This is a genomic window from Anaerobiospirillum succiniciproducens DSM 6400 (assembly GCF_000482845.1).
In the GTDB taxonomy this organism is placed as follows: Bacteria; Pseudomonadota; Gammaproteobacteria; order Enterobacterales; family Succinivibrionaceae; genus Anaerobiospirillum; species Anaerobiospirillum succiniciproducens.
In genome coordinates this window covers 1-9,295 of sequence record NZ_AXWV01000100.1, presented here as the reverse complement: position 1 = coordinate 9,295, position 9,295 = coordinate 1, and the positions used below count along the sequence as shown (strand labels likewise).

General features: G+C 43.0%; 6 protein-coding genes and 1 tRNA gene. 1 reads left to right on the top strand and 6 read right to left on the bottom strand.

Annotated elements, in window-relative coordinates; translation table 11 throughout:
• The 5 genes from H524_RS15580 to H524_RS0111110 all read right to left on the bottom strand — a co-directional run.
• Positions 1-180: hypothetical protein (locus H524_RS15580; RefSeq protein WP_044122157.1), on the bottom strand; the 180-nt coding region annotated here is incomplete at its 3' end.
• A gap of 305 nt (positions 181-485) precedes the next feature.
• On the bottom strand, positions 486-1,262 hold the full coding sequence (dapB, locus tag H524_RS0111125; RefSeq protein WP_027940268.1) for a 4-hydroxy-tetrahydrodipicolinate reductase: 777 nt from the start codon (positions 1,260-1,262) through the stop codon (positions 486-488).
• Positions 1,256-1,741: a GNAT family N-acetyltransferase gene (locus H524_RS0111120; RefSeq protein WP_027940267.1), complete on the bottom strand. Its 486-nt coding sequence runs from the start codon at positions 1,739-1,741 to the stop codon at positions 1,256-1,258. Before H524_RS0111120 ends, dapB begins: the two co-directional genes overlap by 7 nt.
• A gap of 578 nt (positions 1,742-2,319) precedes the next feature.
• A complete protein-coding gene (locus H524_RS0111115) occupies positions 2,320-4,185 on the bottom strand; it encodes a DNA repair protein RecN (RefSeq protein ID WP_027940266.1) in 1,866 nt (621 codons plus the stop codon).
• A gap of 992 nt (positions 4,186-5,177) precedes the next feature.
• Entirely contained in the window at positions 5,178-6,104 is a 927-nt protein-coding gene (locus H524_RS0111110) for an NAD(+)/NADH kinase (protein ID WP_052339075.1), read from the bottom strand.
• A 750-nt stretch (positions 6,105-6,854) separates the two neighbouring features.
• Here H524_RS0111110 and H524_RS0111105 point away from each other — a divergent pair.
• Positions 6,855-8,141: an NCS2 family permease gene (locus H524_RS0111105; protein WP_027940264.1), complete on the top strand. Its 1,287-nt coding sequence runs from the start codon at positions 6,855-6,857 to the stop codon at positions 8,139-8,141.
• 862 nt (positions 8,142-9,003) lie between these two features.
• Here H524_RS0111105 and H524_RS0111095 read toward each other — a convergent pair.
• Positions 9,004-9,093 (bottom strand) — tRNA-Ser (locus H524_RS0111095).
• Positions 9,094-9,295: the final 202 nt, after the last annotated feature.

Sequence of the window (9,295 nt, the reverse complement as noted above, 5' to 3'; positions counted from 1 at the left end):
AACAAATACCTTGCAAATGGTTCTCCGCTCATTGAAGGTCACAATTACCACTGGCTCAATACCGTTCCAACCAATTTGAAGCTCATCACTTATAAGCATGTCGAACATAGTTGGAATACCATAACGAGCTGACACTGGCTTGTTTACAACGTGGATAAGACAACCTGTTGGAATAATCATAGTGCATCCCCCAACAGACTTACCTTCTTAAGAATCAGTGTGGTTTTGTTAAATCCTAGCAATTGCATGTTTCCTTAAAATTCGATAAACATGCGGTTTATAATATGTATGCTAGCTTTTAAATTTAACCCCCGTAAAATCGACCAAGTACGTGCCTAAGGTAGCAAGTAGAAAAGAAAAAGGGGAGCAATTGCTGTTAATTGCTCCCCTTTTTCTTTAGCATCAATCTTTGCTAAGGCCCATCTTATTATTTGGTAGCTAACAAATTATCTTAAGATAGGCTAATAGTTTTTGACTGGTGCTTTTTAGATCTTATCTAAGCCAAGAACTTCCTTCATGGTGTAAAGACCTGGCTTCTTGTCGCTAACCCATGAAGCAGCGCGAATAGCACCACGAGCAAAAGTAGCACGTGAAGTAGCAATGTGCTCAATGCATACACGCTCGCCATCGGTTAAGAACATAGCATTGTGTTCGCCAACCACATCACCGCCACGTACAGAAGAGATACCGATAGTACCGTATGATCTCTCACCAGTAATGCCATTACGACCTGCTACTAAAACATCATTTAACTGTACGCCACGAGCCTCAGCGGCAGCCTCTGCCATAGCTAAAGCAGTACCTGATGGAGCATCAACCTTATAGCGGTGGTGGGCCTCGTAAATTTCTAAATCTGCATCCTGCATAATAGCAGCGGTCTTCTTGATAAGAGCTAACATGACGTTAACGCCTACAGAGAAGTTTGCAGCAAATACTACAGGAACAGCTCGAGCAGTGGAGACAATCTTTGACTTGTCGTCATCAGTAAAGCCAGTAGTGCCTAAAACTACAGCGCAGCCATGCTCTTTTGCATAATCTAAAACACTTAAGGAGCACTCTGGACGAGAGAAGTCGATAAAGACATCTGGTACAACAGTAAGTCCCTCAACAGAGTCTGCTCTTTCGCCATTGAAGCTTAATGGCAGTGGGTTGTCATTTTTCGAAATGCCAGAGATTACCTTGAAGCCTTCCATACCTTGGCAGCAATCAAAAATAACATGACCCATACGTCCTGACAGGCCTACGATACAGACTTTTAGCATGAACCAAACTCCTTGCTGAGGATTTGTAGATGACGATATCTTTTGTTGGTTGTTAAGTAACCGGCACTGCTGTAAAAGAGCCTGCCTTTATGATTAAGGGGCTCAAGATAGAGATAAGCATGCGGACAGCGACGCATGCGAAATAAGCGATCGGCAAGGTTTAGTAAAGCTTTACCTACGCCATGGCGATAGAAAGCTGGATCAACATAGATGGCCTGAATAAAGCCAGGCTTACCATGATGCGCTTGCACGCCAATAAATCCTAATACGTGTGAGTCATTATCAGCGTTAGCTGCAGCGAGAATATCAAAGTCACCAGAGCGCAAACGCTTTTTCCATAGCTTGTGCATCTCTTTGACCGTATATCCAAGCGGCTCTAAACGACCTTCATTTTTAGCTGATTCAATCTCGATACGAGCAATTTGTTCAAGATCATCTTCTTGAGCAGGACGTATGATAAAGGACTTTACTTCACTCATAGTCGAATGTTGGTATCCATCTCAGCTTGTTCAATATAAGAACTTCTTAATTCATCAATGACTCAGGCAACAACAAAAAAAGACCACGAGAGCATGTGGCCACAGCACGTGCCTTTCTGCTTAAACAAGCGTTATCTTGTTATGTATTGTTGCTGCAAACTGCTATTAGCAGCTCCATGCTATTTTAGGAAGTTTCCCCAAAAATGTCTCAAAAATGTTCATTTGCACGCAATGCTAGCTAAGTTTGATGTCTTTTGGTGCAAAAATACCCACATACCGACCAAATCTAACTGCCACTATGCAAACAACTGCCAGTCTAAAACAGGGCATAACTAAGCTTAATGGATAACTAAGGTATGAGTACGGCTCTATGCATCAACAAATGCAGGTACTCACGCACGGCTCTATGTGCGAAAAAAAAGATAGGTACGATTACTGCGTTCTTTTCATTGGCGTAACTAGCTTGATAGCTTTAGATACGAGCGGATAGAAAAGAGTATTGAGCTAAAGATAAGCATTAATTGGCAAGATTTTGGCGTGGCTAAGAGCAATTAACGTAACCACGCCTTGAGGATGGATTAGCTGAAGCCTAAGAGTTCTCGAGCGCTTTGGCGAGTTGTCTCAGTGATGGTAGAGCCGCCGATCATGCGTGAGATCTCTTCAATACGGCCATCGTGGTTGAGGGCTGTAATGGTGGAGTTAACTTGTCCAGCTTCATTATACTTAGCGACCACAAATTGGGTATGGGCCTTGGCTGCTACTTGAGGTAAGTGAGTTACAGTAATTACCTGCGTATAGTTGCCTAGCTCGTTTAGCAGTTCGCCAACAGAAAGAGCGGTTCTGCCTGAAATACCCGTATCAATTTCGTCAAAGATAAGGGTAGGGGTAGAGTTAACTGACGCTGTCAAAACTTCAATAGCTAAAGCAAGTCGGGAAAGCTCACCGCCTGAGGCTACAGCTGCTAAAGGACGTAAACCTTGGCCTAGGTTGGCTGAGAACATGAAGGTAAGTTCATCACGACCGCTTGGACGTGGCTTGCACTCCTCATCACGGCTAAGCTCAATATCAAACTTAGCATCTGGCAATGAGAGGACTTTGATCTTCTCTTCAATCTTGGAGGCTAATGAGGCCGAGGCTAGTTTACGTTCCTTGGTAAGCTCTTGAGCCTTAGCTTCATAATCTGCACGTGCTGCTTTAACCTCTTCAGTAAGATCACTGATGCGCTTACGTAAAGAGACAAAGTTATTAATTTTGTTCTCAATGCGTTCAGCCATTAAGTACAGCTCTTTTGGCAGACAAGAGAAGCGACGAGCAAGCTCGTGAGCCTTGGTCATGCGCCCTTCAAGCTCGGTAATGCTTACATCGAGAGTATGAGTGCATAAGTCCTCAGCAAGGCCCGAGGCTTCTAAGAGGTTTTGCACTGCAGCATCAACGTTTTCGACGATCTTATCGATACGCTGATCAAAGGCTTTAACTTTATCTAGTGAAGATAAATACTTACCTAAGATCGCCACTAAGCTGTTTTCGTTAAGCTCGATACCTGCATGTAGATTGCCAAGGATATAGCTAAATTGAGCTTGGTGTTGAGCACGATCAAACATGCTCTCTAACTCTTCATAATCACCCTGAGCAAAGTCGAGGCGCTTGAGCTCTTCAAGATCATAGCGATCTTGTTTGTAGGTCATGGCACCAGCTTTTTGCTCTTCTGCAAGCTTAGTAAGATCGTGGCGTAGTTTGCTATAACGATTGAAAGCATCGTTAACTTCGTTAGCCAAAGGACGCAGTTTGCCAAAGTTATCAACGATCTCAAGCTGTCTTTTGCCATCCATTAGGCGCACGCCATCATGCTGACCATGAACAGCAACTAGAAGCTGACCAATTTCTCGAAGCTGAGTTAGCGTAGCAGGATGGCCATTAATATATGCTTTTGACTTGCCTTCACAGGTAACGATACGGCGCAGTAAGAGCTCGTCATCATCGTGCATATTCCATGAGTCAAAGCCAACAGCTTGTCCATCGGCAACCACAGCAGTATCAACTTCACTACTTTCGACTTGCTCAAGATTAGGAGCATTGTTAAAGATAAGATCGCCACTGCTCTGATTATCAGGATCTTGACTTACAGAGGCTGTATTTGCTTGTTCGCTCACGATCTTCTGATCGCTGCTTTTGCTATTACGCTCTTCTAAAAAGCCGTAGTCGTCTAAGAGTTTGATCGCCTTAAATTGATTTTTTAAAGAAAAGCGGGCATTAACCTCAAGCTGCTTTTCGCCTTGGCGAACCATATTGGCATCGGCTTTAGCTCCGAGTACTAAGGACAGGGCATCGACAACTAATGACTTGCCTGCACCTGTCTCTCCAGTAATACAGATCATGCCTGGAGTGAAATCAACTTCAGCCTCTACTGATAAAGCAAGGTTATTCAAATTGAGTTGTTCTAGCATGATCTCTCCGAGATATGTTATCCAATGCTGAGATACGAGTATAAGCTAAGTACGCCACAGAATATGTAATAGTGGGAATAAATAGCGCTCAAAAGTCTCAAGCCATGCAATGTATTGCTAAGAGGTTAACTCTGCCTAGCTGTAAATTAGCACGTTCTAGCATCATTAAGGCATGTTGCGCATTATAAGGCAGTAAATAACTAGTGACTTACATGCTGCGTTCAAATGGCCTATCGAAACTAAACTATATAGGTCATTTTGTGATACTAGAATATAAACTAGATTTTAAATCAAGGGGCAATTAGGCCCAAAATAGCCCATTTATTTTGCAATCTCTTGGTTATAAAACCATAAGAGATGCAGTCTATGTTCGCAAAAGTTAGGCTATATCTTGCTTTTTAGTAACATTTGTTACTAACAGTACAGTTACTAATTTAATCAAGTTTTAATTAGTATGCTATAGGATAGCACAAAGATCTTAGCTTGTGAAAGTAGCTTGCGATCGTGACCTTAACTTAGGCCACAGCCGTAAATGCTGCTAAGTAAATAGCCAATCGCCATTGCCTAATAGTTGTCTTGCTAAGCATGTACATGATGCTACTGATTTATTCAAAAGATCTATGTAGTGCAAAAAGAAAGTTTGCCTAGCGTATTAACCAAGATTACGTATGTGCAGCCTTGTGCGGTGCAGGCTGTTTCTGTCTTGCTGTCTTGCTGTTTTATGCAACTCTTTCTATACAAAGCTAAGAATGGGGCGATGACTTTAAACAAAAGCATCATAAAAGGCGCAGCTAGGTCAGTACGATCGTCATTTGAATATAACGATATGCGCTTATTAATGGGCAGGATGGCGCATAACTGCATCGAAGTTTTGATGCAGTTATGTGGGAGACAAGGCTTACATAGAGGTTGCTAGCTCAGGAAGCTGTGCTTGTTAGATTGAGCAATAGCACTTGCGTACAAGTGCTTTGTCACTAATTGACGAGAGGTGATTAAACTAGGCTTTGGCCCCATCCAAGTTTTTGGCGGAGGACAGAGTAGTAGTCGTAACCTTCAGGGTGGATAAGCGTCAGTGGTGTGTGGTGCTGACGAATGCGAACTACACACTTGGTGTCGGCGCGAATGGTTACCTGTCCGTCACAGTTAACATTAACCCATTCATGGACGTCTTCTTTAAACTCGAAATCGACTTCAACTTTGCTTTGTCCTGGAATGATGATTGGAGAACAGTTGAGCGACTGTGGGAACATTGGCACTAAAGAGAGAACATCTAAGTGAGGTTCAATGATTGGTCCGCCTGCTGACAGTGAGTAAGCGGTAGAGCCCGTAGGAGTGCCAACAATGATGCCATCGCCACGTAAGGTATACATGTAGTTGCCATTGATATTAACCTTGCAGACAATCATGTGGGCAAGAATACCAGAGTGGATTACAGTCTCGTTGACGGCTAGAGATTGACCTAATTGATCTTCAATGCCCTCTTCAGAGCGACGGAGGACTCGCACATCTAAGAGCGTGCGCTTTTCAATGTTGTACTCGCCTGCAACTACCTTGGCTAAAGAGTTTTCGATATTCTTCGGACTAATGTCAGTCAACAGTCCTAGATGGCCGCGATTAACACCGAGCATTGGAACATCAAAATCTACCATTGAACGAGCAGCACCGAGCAATGAGCCGTCGCCACCCACAACGATAATTAAGTCAGTCTCACGGATAGACTTACGGGCAATTACAGGAACATCTGAGATGTTAAAGCCAACTGCAGTGTTCTGATCGACGTATGCATCTACACCTAAGCCCTTTAAGAACTTAGCAATGTCACTAATGGCACCGCCAACAGGACGGTGATAGACCTTAGAGACAATGACGGCTTTCTTAATCGGTTTAGCTTTATTCTCTGCTTCAGGAGTTATGCTCATCGCGATCCTCTTTGCCATATGGCACTCAGCTAGCTAGCCTTGCTAGTCTTTGGTATACCAAGGACCAGGGCTCTAGGCATGAAAGTCTCTTGCAGAATAAGTGTAACTTAGCTCTTGAATACTAGTCATCAACATACTATCTACAAGACATCTTACTAAGCTTATTAGCCAAACGCATAGAATGCAAGCAATCTAAGGGCTAAATGCCGATTTAGACACACCTTGTTACAGTCTTTTGAGCTAAGTATCGTTAAGTAATTGTTTCTAAGCCTTAATCTTTTGAAAATAATTGTGGCGTTTTGGGTAAATTGGCTTGTAAATGAGTGTAATGAACTGATGCTGCAATCAGTTAATTATGGGATTTGTAACTTATCAAACAAGTTTATATTATGTTGGGTTGGCTTATATAACATAAAGCCCGTAAGTATCCGCTTTTTTAACATTAGTTTCATTGCAAAATTGTGATCTTGGTGCTATTATCGCGGCAGTTTTAAGCTTAGTGCGTGATGCTCTAGCTTAATTTTTAGACTCTAGTGCAAGGCTTGTTTATTCATGCTGATTTGACCTCAATTTATTGAGTCAAAAACTTATATTGTGCCTTGTTAGCTCAATGTAAGGCACATAGTCTCCCTCTCTTCTTTTTCATACAAGCAATCCTGCTTGTTCGTGTCTAGTATCTCCTGTGGATAGATAAAGGCGTATCGACTTTACTTTTGCAGTGAGCTGCCTTGATTGACGGATGCTCTTTCAATGTTACAGAAACTCTTTGGCTTTGATCCAAATGTCCATAGTGTAAAGACCGAGATTTTAGCCGGTGTAACCACATTCCTGACCATGGCCTATATTCTTGCGCTGTCTCCTAACGTATTAGCAGCTGCAGGAATGGATAAGGGTGCTCTCTTTACCTCAACAGTTATCTCTACTGTTTTAGCTACCTTATTAATGGCTATTTACGCTAAGCTGCCTTTCTCCTTGGCACCAGGTGTTGGCCTTAATGCTTTCTTTGCCTATACCGTATGTCTGACTATGGGCTACACCTGGCAGTTTGCTCTGACTGCAGTATTGCTTGAGGGTCTCATTTTCATCGTCCTGACAATTACTAATGTTCGTGAGCAGATTGTTAATGCACTGCCAATGTCGCTTAAGTACGCGATCTCTGCAGGTATTGGTCTGTTCATTGCGTTCATTGGTATGCAAAACTCTCAGATCATCGTCAACAATGATGCTACCTTAGTATCCTTAGGTGACATTACTCAAGGCCCTGCAATGCTGGGCATGATTGGTCTGCTTGTAACTTCCGTTCTCCTTATTTTACGTGTCCGTGGCGCACTGTTATTAGGTATCTTAATTACCACCGTAATCGGTATTCCTTTAGGTATCACTGATTTAAGTGGCTTAGTTGGTATGCCTCCATCAGTAGAGCCAATCTTATTCAAGTTTGAGTTTGATAAGATCTTCACCACTGAAATGGCTTTTGTTGTGTTCACCTTCTTATTTGTGGACATCTTCGATACTATCGGTACTTTAGTGGGTGTTTCTACTCGTGCAGGCATGGTAGATAAGAATGGCCGCATTCCTCACTTAAAGAAGGCTTTCTTAGTTGACGCTGTTGGTACTACTGCAGGTGCTATGGTTGGTACCTCAACTGTTACTACCTTCGTTGAGTCCGCCTCTGGTGTTGCTGAGGGTGGTCGTACTGGTCTTACCTCATTTACCACTGCAATCTGCTTTATCATTGCACTGTTCTTAGCTCCATTCTTCTTATCAGTTCCAGGTGCAGCTACTGCTCCAGTACTGATCTTAGTTGGTCTGATGATGATGAGCCAGGTACAGAAGATCGACTTTGCTAACTACTCAGAGTCCATCCCAGCTTTCTTATGTATCGTTATGATGCCGCTGTCATACTCCATCTCTGAGGGTATCGCTTTAGGCATGATCGCATACGTGCTCTTACATCTGTGTGCTGGCAAGTACAAGAGTATTACTGTAGCAAGCTGGATCTTAGCTGCTTTCTTCGTACTCAAGTACCTCATCTAATTAACTTAAGAGCATATGCTGCAGCCACTTATTAACACGAGTGGTAAGTAAGCATCAGGCTTATTTACAAGGCATTGCCCATGCACAGTATCACTACTAGCAGCATGGGCATATGCCTTATGCAAAGCTTGTCCAAGTGCTTTTATAGCTTAGTAAGTTTTGTATTAAGCGCTCTAAAAGGCCCTGTATGATTAATATCATCAGGGCCTTTATCGTTTTAGGGCAGCCCAATCTATTTCAATCGCGAGTGCTGCTATATAGCGGCTCATAGAATCTCATCAAGGTAATAGATGCTCATAGAATCTCATTGAAGGTGATAGCCGCCCATAGAATCTCATTGAAGGTGATAGCCGCGCATAGAATCACATTGAAGATACTAGGAGCACATCTAAGCACTTTCGTTTGCCGAGCATATGCTAAGCATGTGCAGCACCGTGCGGCCATGCCATACCATGTCATGCTACGCGCATGACAGGCTGCAGTAATGATAGAAGTAGCTTGCTGCTAAGCTATAGCTACGAAAGAGTGTGTATGGTTGCCTCGCTCTGTAGCGTTACCGAACGCATTAATGGCGCTGCTAAGCCATGCAGGGCAGCGATGGGGTTGGTAATGCCTATCTAAGGTATGCTGCGCTGATAAGAGCGTGCTGTGGGCAGATAATTGGAGCATTAGCTGCTGTGCCGGAGTAAGGTTGTAATGCGGCGTTGTGCTTTGCACGTTGACTTAGATTGAAAATGGCTGAGTGCATGTAGTAGTGCTCGACTAACTAAGTAGTGGGCGAAAGGGCTTGATATGTTTAGAAATGTTGTATCTATGATTTTGGGTACAAAAAAAACGGCCTTAAAGCCGCTTGAGTACCTGATGGCGGATGGAGTGAGATTCGAACTCACGGAGGACGCAAATCCTCGACGGTTTTCAAGACCGTTGCATTCAACCGCTCTGCCATCCATCCGCATAGGTTGTGCGCACATTATACCGAGTTTTAACTAGGATGCAACACTTGCTTAAACTTTTTTGGAGTGTATTTGCACCTATGTACAGTCAAACGCGATAAATAAGCTAATTGTATAGCTTGTACTTATGCAGCAATCTAGCTTTATGAGAACATGTGTTTTTGCTTTTGAGCCATTGTTCAGTGTATTTTGGGTTGGTTG